Source organism: Acetobacter sp. DmW_043 (genome assembly GCF_002153485.1).
Lineage (GTDB): Bacteria > Pseudomonadota > Alphaproteobacteria > Acetobacterales > Acetobacteraceae > Acetobacter > Acetobacter thailandicus.
Genome location: NZ_JOMN01000015.1, coordinates 127505 through 142970, shown reverse-complemented (window position 1 = coordinate 142970; position 15466 = coordinate 127505). Strand labels below are relative to the sequence as shown.

The following is a 15466-nucleotide window of genomic DNA, read 5'->3' as shown; positions in this document are numbered from 1 at the left end:
AGATTTTAGTGGAAAAAAATCGTGTCTTCTGAAGAAATAATTGACCCGACGAAACAAAGCGATTTTTCTGTCAGGCGTATATTATTTCATCTTGTGCTGCCAGGCCTTGCTCTGGTGCTCAGTGTTCTTGCTATCGTCGTTATTGGCATGCACTCGTATAACACCACGCGAACAGGGGTGCGAACGCTGACGCATGAGCTGCTGGATGCCGTGCAGCGTTATATTTCTCAGGAAGTTTCAGATTATATCATGCCTGCCTCAGCTGGTAATATTGTTGCCAGCGGGATGATCGAGCATGTGCCTGTTGCTGTACAGAAGCGTGTCTTTTTTTCATATGGCAGCGCAATGCTGCATAATATACCACAAATTGAGTCATTCTACCTGGCCGACGCCAGGGGCAATTTTACGATGATTGCCCGGACGAAAGACAGAAAAAATATTGAGCAGACAACTCTTGAGGGAACTCAGGGGCATAAAGTTTTTCATCACATTTATTATAACAATGACGGTGTGCAGCTCGGTGAGGCAAGTGATCCGGCAGGTGAGTATGATCCGCGTCTGCGTCCCTGGTATAAAGTGACGGAGCATAAAGATGCAGTGCAGTGGACACAGCCGTATCTCTTTCCGTCCAGTGGTCAGTTTATTATGACCAGTGCTTTGAGATTTAAGGGGATTGATAGTCAGACTGTTGTTTTCGCTACAAATATTTCACTTAATGAGCTGAGCGGTTTTCTTGATAGAATGAAGGTCGGTAAAACCGGCAATGCTATCATTCTGGATACGGAGGGGAGGGTCATCGCTGGCCGGCATCTGATGAAGCTGGCTAAGGAAGCTGACTGGGACCCGGCAAAGATGGTACTTAATGCCAAAACCTCGCCTATTCTGGCTATGGGTTTTGATCATTATCGTGTGCGGGGGTTCGGGCCTCGTAGCTTCACGGCTGATGGTAAGCCGTATGTTACGATGACGTCTCCTCTTAAGAATTCGTCAGAAAGCTGGGTGCTGCTGTTGTCTGCACCTGAGAGTGATTTTTCGAATTTTGCCCGTCAGAGTAGCAAGCAGAGTTTGCAGTTTGCTGCTGTTATTATTGTTTTCTCTTTAATTCTTGCCGGGTTGCTGGCCCGCCAGGTGCGCAGAACAGATCGTACAGACCGATTACTTGTCGCGCAGCAACGACAGGTCGCGCGTGAGGCCGCTTCAGTTCAGCAGATATCATCAACACCGCATTTATTTGATGACCCCAGTGAACCTCTGGTCCTGACTGAGCAGCTGGCTGACATTACCGGTGCACGTCGTGTGAGTGTCTGGCGTTTTCTGCATGATGGCTCAGCGATGATCTGTGAAGATTCCTATGACAGTAAGCAGGATACACATTCCGGCGGATTTGAAATGTTTCGTCAGGATATGGAGGAGTTTTTTAAGGCCCTCGAAGATGGTGAAAATTTCTCCGTTGACGATGCGACCGGCGATACACGCACAACACAGTTTGAAAGGCTGGTTATGCGAGAGATCGGCACTGAGCGGGTCGTGGTTCATCCTGCGCGCGGAGCCGGTGAAGTTGTTGGCGCAGTAGTTCTCGAAGATGCGTCATCTGTTGGTCACCTTCTTTATTTTGTTGATCTGATATCTTCTATTGTTGCTGTGCGCTTTGCCAGTTTGTACGGTGATCGTACAACAGGGTTTAACGATGCTGACTCTGGCAAAATTATTGCTGGTGATAATGATGTGCCACAGGTGGTCTCCGGGCTGAAACCACATTTTGACACCGTGCTGAATGCAGATTCAAAGGCTGCTCTGGCTGAGACTTCAGGTGTCTATCATCACGTTGCCGTGCTGGTTGTTGTTTTCACCGACCCTGTCTTACATTCTGATACAGAAACAGTAGAATTGCTTCAGCTGATAGATCGTCTTGCCTGTGAAGTGCAGCGTATCGCTACAGAACAGCAGCTTTTTGCCGTAAAAATTGCCGGGCATCGTATGATCTGTACGGCAGGCTGTACAGATGCAGAAGACCCAACGGCTCTGCTGCGCATTGCCAATGCAGCCCTGTCAATGCGTGAGGCATTTATGGCCGCCCTGGCCGGCGCTAACCTTGAACCTGTCTTTACGATGGGTCTTGATTACGGGGCTGCTTTTGGTCGTGAGGTCGGACATGAGCCCAAAGTGTTTAACCTCTGGGGGCAGACAGTTTCAGTCGCCGAACTGATGGCGCAGGGGGCAGCGGGCGCGGGTACCGTTCAGGTGACAGAACGTGTTTATACTGTGTTGCGTGACCGCTATCTGTTCCGTAGCAGAGGAACCTTCTTTGCGCCTCACCTCGGTCTGAGCCGCGCTTACATTCTGGCAGCACACCGATGAGCGGGGGGGAGAGCAAACTGCCTGCACAGGGTGGCGGTGATGAAAATGATGCTATTCTTAGCGATAGCATTCAGATGCATCAGAAGCAGAGCCTCCTGCTGCGTCTTTTTTTGTGGCTGGTAAAAAAAACAGGGGCGCTTGGGCGGCTTGTGCGCCATCAGGTCTGGTTTTTTCTGGTGATGCTGGGGGCCTGCTGGGGGGTTCTGTTTGAGAGTATCAGTCAGAATGCCTGGCGACGTACAGTGCGTTATGAATTTGGCACGACCATGAACAGCGTGATTGGTGGTGGTTTAATTGCAACGCTCTTTGCAGGAACACTTACCGGCGTCGCTGCGGTTTCACAAACAATATACTGGCTTGGTGTGGCTGGTATGGCCAAAATGACCGGCTCTATCCTGATTAACGTGGTTGTCCGTGAGATAGCGCCTATTCTGGTCGGTATTTTGCTACTCGGTCGTAATGGCATGCTGTCTGTAACAGAGCTTGGCCTTCTGACAACAGGCGGGCAGATCCGCTCATTTCAGGCACAGGGCATCGACCCATTTTTGCTGCTTGTTATGCCTCGTACCCTTGCGTTCACCGTTGCCGGTTTTACGCTGGGCATAGTCTTTTCAATCGCGTCACTGTTGACCGGGTATATTATCAGTCGCGTTTCGGGAGTTGTGACAAGTCCGGTATGGTCTTTTTTTAATGATGTTATTTCTGCCATGTCTACGGCAGATTATATTATGATCCCTCTGAAATTTGTTACTGTCGGGTTTGTGGTAGGGGTTGGTTCCTGTATTACAGGGCTGACTGCGACCAGTCAGGATAACCTTCGTACGCTTTTACCTCGCGGATTTTCCCGCGGTATGTTGATTGTTATGGCTGTCAGCGTTTTGTTTAGTCTGGATTTCTGAATATGTACACACGTGCAACAGGTCCGGTTTTAGAGCTGAATAAAGCTGTTCCGTCATTTGATGAGAGTGGGTTACCACCTGTACCATTCAGTATGAAACTGATGCCTGGTGAGTGCGCTATCATAGAAGTGCGTGACAACAGCCGGGCTACCGCTTTTGCAGATATGTGCTCAGGGCTTGTCCCGCTGGTTGATGGTGCGGTTAAATTTATGGGGCTTGACTGGGCAGATTTACGCGACCGGGAGAAAAATGCTCTGCGCGGACGGATTGGACGGATGTCACACCGTCCCAGCTGGCCTGATTTTCTGGGCACTTATATGGGAATAGGCCTGCAGCAGCTACATCATACGACGCGTGATATGAGTGAGGTTGTTATTGAGGCAACACAGCTGAGTAGCTGGTTTGGTTTGCCAGGTTTGCCAGTGTTACGTCCGGATATGCTTTCTGAGACAGACCTTATCAGGGCATCCTGTGTCAGGGCATTTTTAGGTAATCCTCAGATTCTTCTTCTCGAAAATCTGCTGGAGGCATGCCCTGCTGATCTTGAAGAGGCTTTTGTTGGTGCTGTTGTTGCAGCCCGAAATAAAGAAGCTGGAGTAATCTGGCTGGTGCGTAATAATACAGTGCAAAGGCGCTATCGTCAGTTAGCCACCAGTATGTGGCGCCTTGTGGATGATGGACTCGTGGCGGTGCGGGCAGGCTAATGTTTCAGATTCGTTTACGACAGAAAGTTAAGCCATTAATCTCACTCCGATATACGGACGAGTGGGTGGGGCTCCTGGTAATACTGAGCCTGGTAGCCTTCGGTGGGGTTATCGTCGAGGCCGGGGTGCTGCGTGACTGGCTGACGCCACCGGCTATCTTACGCGTTACACTGCCCGCAGGTGGTGTTGAGGGGCTGACCGTCGGGGGTGATGTTCAGTTACTGGGGGCGCATGCCGGCACTATTCGTTCCATCAAGCTGAACCCTTCAGGCGATATGTATGTAATTGTTGACCTTGACCTGCAGGCTAAGCCCTTTATCCGTCGTGACAGTACGGCAATTATTCGCAAGCAGTTTATTGTGGCAGGGTCGTCTTATCTTGATCTGAACCGGGGATATGGTGCCCCGATGAACTGGGATTATGCTGTTATCAGTGCGACGCCGGCTCCTAATCCTGGTGATATGATCACAGCAACGCTGAATGATATTAAGACGCAGATTGTTCCTACACTGGAGAGTGCGCGTCATATGATGGCTGAGCTTGATGCCACTATGACGGCTATGCACGAAGGAAAAGGCTCTGTTGGCCAGCTTCTGACCAATGATGCACTGATTAAAGATGCAGAGAAAACAATCGTATCACTCAATACGGTCATTAATCAGCTGAAGCCGATAGAAAATCAGATGGCGACTATCATGAGTAAAGCTGACGCAACAATGGGAAATGTAAAGTCGATGTCGGGTGACCTGGCAAAAACGACACCGCATCTGCCGGCAATCGCGGCCAGTGTGCAGGACAGTACAGCTGATCTGCCTGCGTTGCTGACCCAGGCTCAGACAACTCTTTACAGCCTTCAGAAACTTACAAACCAGCTGCGTGGCATGTGGTTACTTGGCGGTTCAGGGCAGCCAAAAAACAGTAAAAAAGGCTGGTTGCCACCACGCAGGGTGCAGCCATGAAAAAAATAATTCTTTCATCCGCCGCGCTGATGTCTCTCGCCGCCTGCGGTAGTACGTCACAGCCGGCACCAGCGGCTTTTGATGATTCTGTTTATGCTCAGGCAATGGACACGGGTGAGAGCGCTTTTGACCTGAAGCGCTATAAGGTCGCGATGAGTGAATATCGCACGGCCGGGCAGCAGGCTCTTAAGCGTGATGACGGTCCGGCAATGGCCGAGGCTGGTTATAACCTGGCAGTATCTCAGCTCGCGGCGGGTCAGCCGCAGGATGCTTTAAAGACAGTTCAGGACGTTAGTCAGACACTTCTTATTCGCCATGATACGTCAGTCGTATCGTTAAAGCTGGTCCAGGCAGCTGCTTACTATCAGCTGAAAAATTATACGCAGGCGATAGAGGATGCTGCGGCGCCTATGGCTGAGGCTGATAAAGACCTTGCAGGTCGTGCAGCGCTTATTATGGGGCTGGCAGGGTATGACAGTGGTGATAATGCCGCTTTACAACGTGCATATACACGCCTTCATAATATGAAAAAGCCGGTTTCTGTTTCTGTGCTGGCTGATAAAAAAGAGATTGAGGCACTGTCTCTCATTAAAACCAACCCGGCTCAGGCTATGTCTCTTGCCCGTGAGGTTGCTGACCTGAGACGAGATGAGGGTTCGTATAACGAAATGTCGAGAGCTCTGGCTCTGGCAGCGCGTGCCGCCAGCATCTCGGGCGATCATGCAGGTGCAGCTTCTTTATGGGCTCGTGCGGCTCAGAGTGCTGCAGCGCAGTCTGGCAGTCAGATGCAAAAAGATGCCGATCAGTGGGGGCAGCTCGCAGGTGGCGTTTTATTGCATCCTCTGGCCCCGCCTGCGCAGTAAAACGATATTTTGCCTGCAGGCGCGGTATTATCTGACCTTGAAGGGCTTTGATGTGTCGAGGAAAACAGCATTAGCCCTGAGCTCGTGCGACACAACAATCAGATAGGCAATTGCACGCGTCAGCTCGATCCTTGTTGTAATATTGGGTTCGGTTGCCTCCAGACGGCGCAGAATGTTGGTTGCACGCTGTGCGGTCTGCGCTGTGCGGTCATATTTACCTGTAAAACGCTCCATACGCAGCATGACGACTTCTATCGTGCGGCGGGCCTGTGGAGGAATTTGCTGCCGCGCGAGCAGGTTTCGCAACCGTATAATGTTGAGACCTATAGTCATGGTTGCCAGAGTGCCCTGAAGGCAGCCTTCAATGGTAGCTGAAGGTTTGGGTCCGGCATGACGGATCAGCCGTGAAAAGCGGTCAATGTTACGACCAATCCAGTCCCTTGTCTCCGGAATAGGATGTGCGGAGGCCAGAAAGCGCAGTTCGTTAAGCATGCTGCGGCGCATACGCCAGCGTTCACTTGCATTATCGAAGGGAAGAACAATTTTAAACACGATAATAGCAAACGCAATGCCAAGGATAACGCTGCTTGTTGAGTTAAACCAGGCAAGTTCATTTTCCCGACCATGGTTACTGGGGGCGACAAAGTTTGGCAGCAAGAGTGTGTATGCAGCTGAAGGTAAGGCAGTCGCTGCATTACGCGCAGCCAGCCCGCCAGCAATCATCGGAAGCGCAAATGTAGCTGCCAGCGTTTCGTAGTCAGCCTGAGGGGGTATGACAATAAAAACAAGGATGGCAGAGATCGCAACGGCCCATAATGTGCCGTAAAGAAAATGCGTACTGGCCAGAACAGGGTTTTCACGCGTGGCAAACAGCCCGCAGACAATAGCCACAAACGTAATGAAAGTCAGTCCTGATGGCCAGGCAGTGATCTCCCATATCAGGCCTGCGGCGGTAATAGCGGCAAAAGCTCTTATTCCGTTATACAGTGCTTCCCGCTGGTCGTTATGTGCCTGCATACGAAAATGGAAGTGGTCACCGCGTATGACATGATGGCTGGCATCATATTCTTTAATGGCCTGCTCAAGCTCCAGCAACAATTCATCAAGCGCGTTATGCAGAATACGGTTATCAAGTAAGGCCTGTACCTTTTCGACGCTTTGTTCTTCATTGGGCGTACTGATTTCCTGCGTCAGCGCATCGACAATCTGCTGGCGGCATTCGCCACGCAAATGTTGCAGGTCATGCAGCAACTCCTGGACATGTTCATCAGTATCGAGGTTCTGAGTGACAGTATTAAGGAAGCTGCTAACCTGTGCTGCTGTTTTCTGAAATGCAGGCTGGTCACTGTCGAGGTACTGCAGGCGCACCGCCATGCCGAGCCCGCGGGAGAGCAAAACAGAAACTGCAGCAAGGGCAGCACGTGCATGGTCTCCCTCATGGCCATGTGGCCCCATTTCCACTTCTGAAAACTCTATCTGATCATTGATCGAGAGCAGTGGGCCAAACATCTCTCGTGAACGGATCATTGCATTTTCAGAGCCGGATAAAAGACCGGCTACTGACACAGACACGCTACCCAGTGCTGTATGCAGTTTTTCACGGATGTTGCGGCGTGCCGTGGTTGCCAGGTTTGAACTGAAAAGACCTGCGATGGTGCTTTCACAAACGATACCAAGAACAATGTACGTGGCACGTGACATGGCAATCATAAAGACATTCTGAGGGGTCTGAATGGAGCCGATGGAAATAATGGCGCAGGTGTACCCGGCCAGCACCAAAGCATAAGAGCGAAAATTACGTACTAATGTAGCCAGCGTGCAGCATAACCCCACCCATATGCCCAGTGCAGGGAAAAACAGCCAGGCCTGCTGAATAAAAGACGAAATGAGCGTAATAGCCATGGTTACGCCCACAGCTGTACCAACAAGACGCCATCTGGCTTTGGAGAGGGATTCACCTCGTGAGCCCTGTGCTACAATCCACACAGTCATAGCCGCCCATTGCGGATCAGCCATTTCCATCCACATCGCAAGATACAGTGCGATCAGGGAGGCTACGGTGGTACGAATGGCAAAGCTAAGCGCTGGCAATGATGGCGCAAACAGCCATTTCCATTTTGCCAGTAACTTATTTTCAGACTGACTGAAGGCGTTCAGACGCTCCAGCGGCTTTATGTGCTTCAGAAGAAAGGGAAGAATGTCTGGCAAGACCTGAGGCTTTTATTCTAAGGCTGAGGAATAAAGGATTCGCCGGTAAAGTAGCCTGAATTCTGAAAATTTCCTCCGGGTATCCAGCGCATATCAGCTATATCCATTCTGAAAAGAGGGGAGGGCAGAGAGGTACAACCGCATAAAGCTCGCATAAGTTGCTTATCTGGTCCATAACAAAGCAGATCGTCGGCCTTTTTTCGGGGTGACGCAACCTGCTGTATTTTTATTTTGCAGCGACATTGGGGATCTGCAGATGTCTGGTTTTTTAGCCAACCTTGTAAATAAAGTTGAAAGCACGATTGGAAGCAGCCTGTCTGGCGTGATGCAGCAGCAGCTTCAGTCCTTTTTGCAGCCGGAAATGATTGCTAAAATTCAGGCAAAAGCTGACGAATGCGGGTTGGGCGATAAGGTCCGTTCATGGATTGGCCAGGGTGATAATCTGCCTGTCACAGCTGATGAAATCAGAGAGATGCTTGGCAGCGAAACATTACACAACCTGGTCGATCGCTCAGGCCTGCCGGCAGATGCAGTTTTGGGTGCTCTGGCACAATTTCTGCCTGAGGCTGTGCACAAAGCAACACCAGACGGCACTATTGCCGACAAATCTGAAAGCAGCAGCGTTTAATTTTTAACGTAAACGATCTGCCTGCCGGATAAATAAGCAGGACCGGCGGGCAGAGAGTTTTTATACAATATTGTGAAGAGCAGATGAGTTTAGGTGAACGTATTACACAGGCTGATGCCTGGCTTCTTGATAAAGTCTTTCAGCCTCTGGCCGACCGGCTGCCGGAGAGGATGAATGTTCTTGATGTCGGTATGAGTTTTCAGCTGGGGTCACTACTTTTTTCTGCGGCTTCAATTATTGCTGTTTTTATTTTTAACGGCATCGAAGATTTTAGTTCGATGGTGTTTAATATTCTGATCTGGGCGTTGTGCGTAACGTTTTTTATAGGCCTTTGTCGTATGCGCGCACTGGTTAAACCAGGTTATGCTAATCCGCTGCGCCATGTACTGCGCGGGGTCAGGATCGTTTCTATACCATTTACAATTTACACAATGTGGCAGGCAAACGTAACCGCTCCTCCCTTTTTTCAGGCGATGTGGTTTAACGCGCTTTCAAACCTTGTCTTTGTGATTGGCCTTTATCTGATTTCCTGTGAAATTCGCCCGCCACAGGCCAGTTTTAAAAAGGATATATGGAGCCGCCATATGGAAAAAAACGGCATCCGTTAATTTTACGGTCTTTGTATAGTGTTGTGTAGCGGCAGGAGCCCTCAGGGGTTATCCTGCTCGTGTTCTCCTTCAGCTATGCGTGCCTGTACGGCACTGCGCCACGAAGCATCAGCCGGTGCGGCATCCATAGCTTTACGAAAAAGAGCCAGGGCCTGCGGTGTGACATGGTCACTGGCGCGTGTCATGGCTTCAGCTGTGCGGGCCGCCAGCTCAGGCTCAAAGCCCAGACTGAGCGCGTGGTTCCAGGCATCAGCTGCATCTGCATAGCGGGCTCGTGAGGCTTCAGCCTGGCCAAGCAGAAGGTACCCCTGTCTCAGGGTGGGGTCATCTGCTGACATTTGTGCAAGGGTCCGTCTCATACGATCCAGAACAGCATCATTGCGCACATTCTGTGCGTGCTCTGCCGCCAGCCTTGGGCCGAGTGGCTGAGCTGGCAGAGAAGGAATACCGTTGCAAAGATAAAGCAGGATCGACGCTGCTGGCAGAAGCAGCAGGCCGCACCAGACAAGGGGAGCCGAAAGGCGCGCACTTGCCTGCGGGGCAGGCCGATCAGCGGCGAGTATACGACGCTGAATTTCAAGGCGTGCAATATCATGCTCAGCGGGTGCAATAAGGTCAGCGGCAAGGTCACGGTCAATTTCTGAGAGCTGAGCCTCATGCAAAGCGAGCGCTGAACCGCGTTCATCTTTAATCTGCTGAGAACGTCGCCAGAGCTGTGCAGCCGCCGGAGCCAGGGCCAGCAGGCTTAAAAGCAGGATAGAAAGCCAGATCATGCATTTAGTCCTTTGTCAGTTCTGCCAGTCTGGCTTTTTCTTCTTCTGTGAGAGGTGATGGCGTAACCTGTATCTTCACGCGGCGGCTTCTGACCACAAAAGCAATCACAAATCCGCACAGCAGGGCCAGAGGCGCCATCCCCCACAACAACAGCGTTGCCAGTGTAAGGGGGGGAGCCAGGCGAATGAAGTTGCCATAGCGGCTGACCATCCATTCCATAATCTGCCCGTCGCTCTGCCCCTGCGCTACATGTTCACGCACAACGCGGCGCAGGTCGCGGGCCAGACCGGCGCTACTGTCTTCGATCGACTCATTCTGGCATACAAGGCAGCGCAGCTGTGAACCGATATGCTCAGCCCGTGCTTCCAGCTTTGGGTCAGGCAGCATTTCTGACGGGTCATCAACGGCCAGCACCAGAGCAGGCGTTGCAATGACAACTATAACAGCAGCAAAAACTACGGTGATTAAACGGCGTTTCAGGGCTGAAAGCATATGTCTCATGGGCTGTTCAGTTTTGCCAGAAGGGGAAGCAGGGTCGTTTGCAAAATATCCGGGGCAAGGGGTGTCGCTGTATGCCAGCGGATGATCCCACCGGGGGTGACGAGAAAACTTTCGGGTACGCCGGAAATGCCCCAGTCAATGCCTGTACGTCCCTCACGGTCACTGCCGATACGTGTATAGGGATTACCTGAATGACGTAGAAAGCCCTCAGCATTTTCAGGACGGTCTTTATAGGCAATACCCCAGAGTTCGATGTCTTTTTTAATGGTCATGAGTACCGGCATTTCTGCCAGGCAGGGGATGCACCATGAGGCAAAAAAATTGACCAGAACAGGTTTGGTCATGGTCCGCAGGTCCTGCGCTGAAAAGCCTGTACCAGGCGGCTGCGCAGCCAGGGTAAAATCGGGAACGGGGCGGTTAATCACCGGTGTATTAATTCTGTGCGGATCGAAGGAGCCTTTTTGCATGCCAGAGAGCATTCTGGCGAAACCGACCCCAACGATTGTAGCACCCGCCAGAGGAACACCCATAAGCAGTCTGCGGCGCAGTGGCGATGAGGGAGGAGCGTCGTGCGTGTCATTCATGGTGATGTCACCGTTCTGGCTGCAGACTGAGCGCGTCGCGGCGCACCGACTCTTATCCGTCTGTCAGAGAGAGAGAGTATACCACCTACAGCCATAATCAGAGCACCAAGCCACATCCATGGTGCAAGAGGATTATAATGAAGGCGCAGCACATAGGTGGGGTTAGCATCTGTTCCGTGCTGGTCTCCGAGCACACAATACAGGTCTGCCAGCAGGTTGGTGTGAATAGAGACTTCGGTTGTTGTCTGATGCTGTGCGTTAAAACTGCGACGTGACGGGTGCATCATGGCGACCAGATGACCATTGCGGCTGACTTTAACTGTTGCTGTCATGGCGGTGTAGTTAGGGCCGGGTGCCTGCTCAACCTTTTCAAGCGTCCAGTCATAACCTGCCAGATGCTGCGTAGTACCGGGTGTAATTTCGGTAATTTTGTGCTGTGCCTGAGACATAACAGCGAGCCCCAGAACACTGATGCCCACACCTGCATGTGCCAGGGCGGTGCCAAAGACAGAGCGGGGCAGACCACGTGCGCGTTGCAGGCTGCCACTTAAGGGCATGCGAAACAGCCTGATACGTTCTGTTACATCGGTAATGCTTGTCAGAATAACCCATACAGCAGCACCACATGACAGAGCGGGGAAAACACCTGCAACCCCCCAGAGAGATATAGCAAAAGCCAGTCCTGTCAGGATGAGGGTAATCCATAGTCGCTGTATCACCGGCCAGAGCTGAGCCCGTTTCCAGGGAAGCATTGGCCCGATCCCCATGAACATAAATAAAGGGAGAGCAAGGGGGATTGTTGTCGCGTCAAAAAAAGGTTTACCGACCGAAATTGTGCGGTCAAACAGCAATGACATAAAGGGAGGATACATCGTGCCGGTTACGACAACGGCACAGATGGAGCACAGGAAAATATTGTTGAGCACAAGTGCCCCCTCGCGGGAGACCGGTGCAAAAAAACCACCTGATGTCAGAGCCGGTGCGCGGCAGGCAAACAGAGCCAGTGAGCCACCAATAACCAGGGCCAGCAGAGCAAGAATAAAAATGCCACGTGCCGGGTCATTAGCAAAAGCATGAACTGAGTTGAGGATGCCCGAGCGTACAAGAAATGTGCCTGACAGAGAGAAGGAAAACGTGGCGATAGCGAGGAGTACAGTCCAGATCTTCAGGCTTTCGCGTTTTTCAACAACTGTGGCGGAATGAATGAGTGCCGTACCAGTCAGCCAGGGGATGAGAGAGGCATTTTCAACCGGGTCCCAGAACCAGTAGCCGCCCCAGCCCAGCACATAATAAGACCACCATGACCCCAGTGCGATCCCGCAGGTTAAAAAGCACCATGCCGCAACAGCCCAGGGTCTGACCCATCGGCCCCATGCTGCATCGACCCGGCCCTCGATCAGAGCGGCGATAGCAAAAGCAAACGGTACGGCAAAGCCAACATAGCCTGTGTAGAGAATGGGCGGGTGAAAGGCGAGGCCGGGGTCCTGCAACAGGGGGTTCATACCCTGTCCATCCATCGGGGCGGGCCATACACGCGCAAAGGGGTTAGATGTTGTCAGGCAGAAGAGTTCAAAACCTGCGGCGATAATGCCCAGTACGGCAATAACCCGTGCCCGCAGAATACCAGGCAGATTACGCCCGAACGCCGCAACCGCAGCCCCGCAGATACCCAGGATAAGGATCCACAAAAGCACTGAGCCCTCGTGGTTGCCCCATACACCGGTTATTTTATACAGCAGAGGTTTAGAGACAGCACTGTTTGCGACAATGTTCTGAACCGAGAAGTCATCAGTTACTGCGGCATTGATCAGACACAGAAAGGATACCAGAAGCGCAAGCAGCTGTCCCAGAGCCAGGGCAGGCGCCAGCGTCAGGAGGCGGATGTCGCGAGTTGAGGCGCCGATAAGCGGCACAACCGCCTGTGCAAAGGCAAGAACACAGGCCAGGGCAAGGGCATAATGTCCGAGTTCGGGGCTCAGCATATCAGTGGGGCACTCCCGGATTAACTGTGTGGTGGTATGTTACTGTGCAGCAGGAGCTGGCGGCGGCAGGAGAGATTTTTTTGCATCCTTAACCGTCATACTGTTCCAGCTGGCGGCATCAGGCGGCGGGCCAAAGCGTGGGTCCCATTTGCCCGATTTTTTCAGGGCTTCAGCCACTTCTTTGGGCATATAGGTTTCGTCATGCTTGGCCAGAACTTCACTGGCGATGAAGATACCGTTCTTCATCGAGCCAATTGCCACGACACTTTGCCCCTCGCGAAACAGGTCAGGCAATACGCCTTCATAGTTCACGGTGACGGCTGACTGGCCATCAGTGACTTCAAAGCTGGAAACAGGTGTGTCCCCATGCTTTTCACGTTTAACCGAATTAGCGACAACCATACCGCCGAGCTTAACTGTACGGTCAGCTGGCTGTGCGTTCTGTGTGAGCTGTGAGGGCGTGACAAAAAAAACAATGTCAGATGAAAAGGCACGCAGCATCAGAGCCGCGGCTGTGCCAAAGCATGCTACACAGATAATAACCAGCCAGAGACGGCGTGTTTTACGGGTCATGAGACGGATTTTTTTCCTGGCGAACTGGGTTTGGCCGGCTCAAGTGACAGTAGTTTCAAACGAGCAGTTCTGAGACGTAGGGCAGCTCCCGCACTCAGGTAAAGGGCAAGAGCAATAAAAAGTCCGTAACTGGCGATAATAAATGGCAGATGTGTCATGAGAGATCACCATTGTGGCGGCGCTGGTTTGAAAGCAGGCTGCGAATACGGCTCTCCATTACAGAAGCGCGCAGACGTGCCAGTACGATGGCTGCAAACCCCAGGGAAATGCCCAGCATTGACAGAGCGAGAGGCCAGAGCATGCTGCCAGACATGGTGGGAGCACTGGTCAGAGTGATACTGTCAGGCTGGTGCAGGGTGTTCCACCATTGTACACTGAATTTAATAATGGGCAGATCAACTGCGCCTGCAATTGCCAGGATGGCTGCGGCACGATAGCCGCGCTGCTGGTCGTCAAAAGCACGTATGAGCGTGATATGCCCCAGGTAGAGAAAGAACAGAATAAGTACTGATGTCAGGCGGGCATCCCATACCCACCAGGCGCCCCACATAGGTTTGCCCCACAAGGACCCCGTCGCCAGGCACAGAGCGGTAATGCAGGCCCCGACAGGGCCGATTTCTGCCGCTGCCAGGTCAGCCAGCGGGTGACGCCACACCAGAGACAGCACGCTGCAAAGAGCAAGAGCGGCATATCCTGCTGATGCCAGAATGGCTGTGGGTACATGAATGTACATAATGCGCACACTATCTCCCTGCTGCCAGTCAGCAGGAGAGAAAAACAGCCCCCAGATCAACCCGGTCAGGGTCAGGGCAATAGCAGGCCAGGTGAGCCATGGCTGAAGCACTTTGCCCAGCCTGAGAAAGCGGCCCGGGTTAGCGTAGCGGTGAAAAAAGCTGCTGAGACGTGAGGCAGAAGAATGTGAGGCACTCAATGGTTTGTTCGTTTCGTATACTGAATGAAGGAACATTGAAGGCACATAACGAAGTATCTTTTCTGTGTCAGGAAAAAAATAGCAACTCGCGTGCAGGGGGGCGTTATATCATTTTATTCCCCTTGACACGAGGCCATTATTCGTGGGCGATCTGAGCAGGCAATTATCAGGAGAAAAAGATATGCTGTTTTCTATTGTGTGCACAGATCGTCAGAATGGTTTTGAGACCCGCCTGGCAACACGTGCTCAGCACCTTGCTCATCTTGAAAAACATAAAAATATCATCCGGTTTGCAGGACCTATGCTTGATGAAGAAGAAAAGCCATGCGGTAGCCTGATTATGATTGATGTTGACAACCCATCGGCAGCTGATGTTTTCGCTGCGGCTGATCCTTACACCAAAGCAGGCCTTTTTGAGAGTGTTATTATCCGGGCTGTGAAAACAGTTTTTCGTGATGGCAACAGGGTTGAGTGAAAAATATGGCGTTCTGGCTGATTAAAAGTGAACCAGATGCATTTAGCTGGCAGGAGCAGGTTGCCAATGGTACAGAACCCTGGACCGGGGTGCGTAACCATCAGGCAAAGAAAAACCTCGCCGCAATGCGCCTGGGTGACCGCGCTTTCTTTTATCACTCAAATGTGCAGCGCGCGATTGTTGGTATTGTTGAAATCGTGCGTGAGGCTTACCCCGACCCGAGCGCAGAGTCTGGTTCCTGGGTATGTGTCGATGTTAAAACAGTGGGTGCTATGCCCAGGCCGGTGACCCTTGCTGAAATTAAGGCTGATGACTCGTTGGAGGACCTTGCTCTGGTAAGGCAGTCCAGGCTTTCAGTCTGTCCGGTGTCTGCACAGCACTGGCAGGCGCTGTGCAGTATGGGTGGCTGGAAAGAATAA

Annotated in this window: 16 protein-coding genes; 9 read left to right on the top strand and 7 right to left on the bottom strand. The window is 51.9% G+C overall.

Annotated elements, in window-relative coordinates; all coding sequences use genetic code 11:
• Window positions 1-21: 21 nt before the first annotated feature.
• The 5 genes from HK11_RS06030 to HK11_RS06010 are packed head-to-tail and all read left to right on the top strand — an operon-like array spanning window position 22 to window position 5783.
• Entirely contained in the window at window positions 22-2358 is a 2337-nt protein-coding gene (locus HK11_RS06030; protein ID WP_086554434.1) for an adenylate/guanylate cyclase domain-containing protein, read from the top strand.
• On the top strand, window positions 2355-3257 hold the full coding sequence (locus tag HK11_RS06025; RefSeq protein WP_086554433.1) for an ABC transporter permease: 903 nt from the start codon (window positions 2355-2357) through the stop codon (window positions 3255-3257). The genes HK11_RS06030 and HK11_RS06025 overlap by 4 nt, the downstream gene beginning before the upstream one ends.
• 2 nt (window positions 3258-3259) lie before the next feature.
• Complete coding sequence (locus HK11_RS06020) at window positions 3260-3961, top strand: ABC transporter ATP-binding protein (protein ID WP_086554432.1); 702 nt, start codon at window positions 3260-3262, stop codon at window positions 3959-3961.
• Entirely contained in the window at window positions 3961-4920 is a 960-nt protein-coding gene (locus HK11_RS06015; RefSeq protein WP_086554431.1) for an MlaD family protein, read from the top strand. The genes HK11_RS06020 and HK11_RS06015 overlap by 1 nt, the downstream gene beginning before the upstream one ends.
• Window positions 4917-5783 (top strand): hypothetical protein, encoded by an 867-nt coding sequence (locus HK11_RS06010; RefSeq protein WP_086554430.1) that lies wholly within the window; start codon window positions 4917-4919, stop codon window positions 5781-5783. The genes HK11_RS06015 and HK11_RS06010 overlap by 4 nt, the downstream gene beginning before the upstream one ends.
• Before the next feature lie 27 nt (window positions 5784-5810).
• On the opposite strand, the gene HK11_RS06005 is transcribed toward HK11_RS06010, so the two are convergent.
• Window positions 5811-7991 carry an FUSC family protein gene (locus tag HK11_RS06005; protein ID WP_086554429.1) on the bottom strand — a complete coding sequence of 727 codons (2181 nt, stop codon included), beginning with the start codon at window positions 7989-7991 and terminating at the stop codon, window positions 5811-5813.
• Between the two features lie 256 nt (window positions 7992-8247).
• Between HK11_RS06005 and HK11_RS06000 the strand changes: the two genes are divergently transcribed.
• The gene (locus HK11_RS06000) at window positions 8248-8619 is read left to right on the top strand and encodes a YidB family protein (protein ID WP_086554511.1); all 372 of its coding nucleotides are present in this window, start codon (window positions 8248-8250) and stop codon (window positions 8617-8619) included.
• An 83-nt stretch (window positions 8620-8702) separates the two neighbouring features.
• Window positions 8703-9227, top strand: a complete 525-nt coding sequence (locus tag HK11_RS05995; protein WP_086554428.1) for a hypothetical protein — start codon at window positions 8703-8705, stop codon at window positions 9225-9227.
• 41 nt (window positions 9228-9268) lie between these two features.
• On the opposite strand, the gene ccmI is transcribed toward HK11_RS05995, so the two are convergent.
• The 6 genes from ccmI to ccmC all read right to left on the bottom strand — a co-directional run bounded on the left by ccmI (window position 9269) and on the right by ccmC (window position 14617).
• A complete protein-coding gene (gene ccmI, locus HK11_RS05990) occupies window positions 9269-10000 on the bottom strand; it encodes a c-type cytochrome biogenesis protein CcmI (protein ID WP_086554427.1) in 732 nt (243 codons plus the stop codon).
• Between the two features lie 4 nt (window positions 10001-10004).
• A complete protein-coding gene (locus tag HK11_RS05985; protein ID WP_086554510.1) occupies window positions 10005-10493 on the bottom strand; it encodes a cytochrome c-type biogenesis protein in 489 nt (162 codons plus the stop codon).
• Between the two features lie 5 nt (window positions 10494-10498).
• Window positions 10499-11086 carry a DsbE family thiol:disulfide interchange protein gene (locus tag HK11_RS05980; protein ID WP_086554426.1) on the bottom strand — a complete coding sequence of 196 codons (588 nt, stop codon included), beginning with the start codon at window positions 11084-11086 and terminating at the stop codon, window positions 10499-10501.
• On the bottom strand, window positions 11083-13068 hold the full coding sequence (locus tag HK11_RS05975; RefSeq protein WP_086554425.1) for a heme lyase CcmF/NrfE family subunit: 1986 nt from the start codon (window positions 13066-13068) through the stop codon (window positions 11083-11085). The genes HK11_RS05980 and HK11_RS05975 overlap by 4 nt, the downstream gene beginning before the upstream one ends.
• 39 nt (window positions 13069-13107) lie before the next feature.
• The gene (gene ccmE, locus HK11_RS05970; RefSeq protein WP_086554424.1) at window positions 13108-13641 is read right to left on the bottom strand and encodes a cytochrome c maturation protein CcmE; all 534 of its coding nucleotides are present in this window, start codon (window positions 13639-13641) and stop codon (window positions 13108-13110) included.
• Window positions 13642-13795: 154 nt separating this feature from the next.
• Window positions 13796-14617, bottom strand: coding sequence for a heme ABC transporter permease CcmC (gene ccmC / locus HK11_RS05965; protein ID WP_369822924.1), 822 nt, complete (start codon window positions 14615-14617; stop codon window positions 13796-13798).
• 136 nt (window positions 14618-14753) lie between these two features.
• On the opposite strand from ccmC, the gene HK11_RS05960 reads away from it, so the two are divergent.
• A complete protein-coding gene (locus HK11_RS05960) occupies window positions 14754-15047 on the top strand; it encodes a YciI family protein (RefSeq protein ID WP_086554423.1) in 294 nt (97 codons plus the stop codon).
• A gap of 5 nt (window positions 15048-15052) precedes the next feature.
• The gene (locus tag HK11_RS05955) at window positions 15053-15466 is read left to right on the top strand and encodes an EVE domain-containing protein (RefSeq protein ID WP_086554508.1); all 414 of its coding nucleotides are present in this window, start codon (window positions 15053-15055) and stop codon (window positions 15464-15466) included.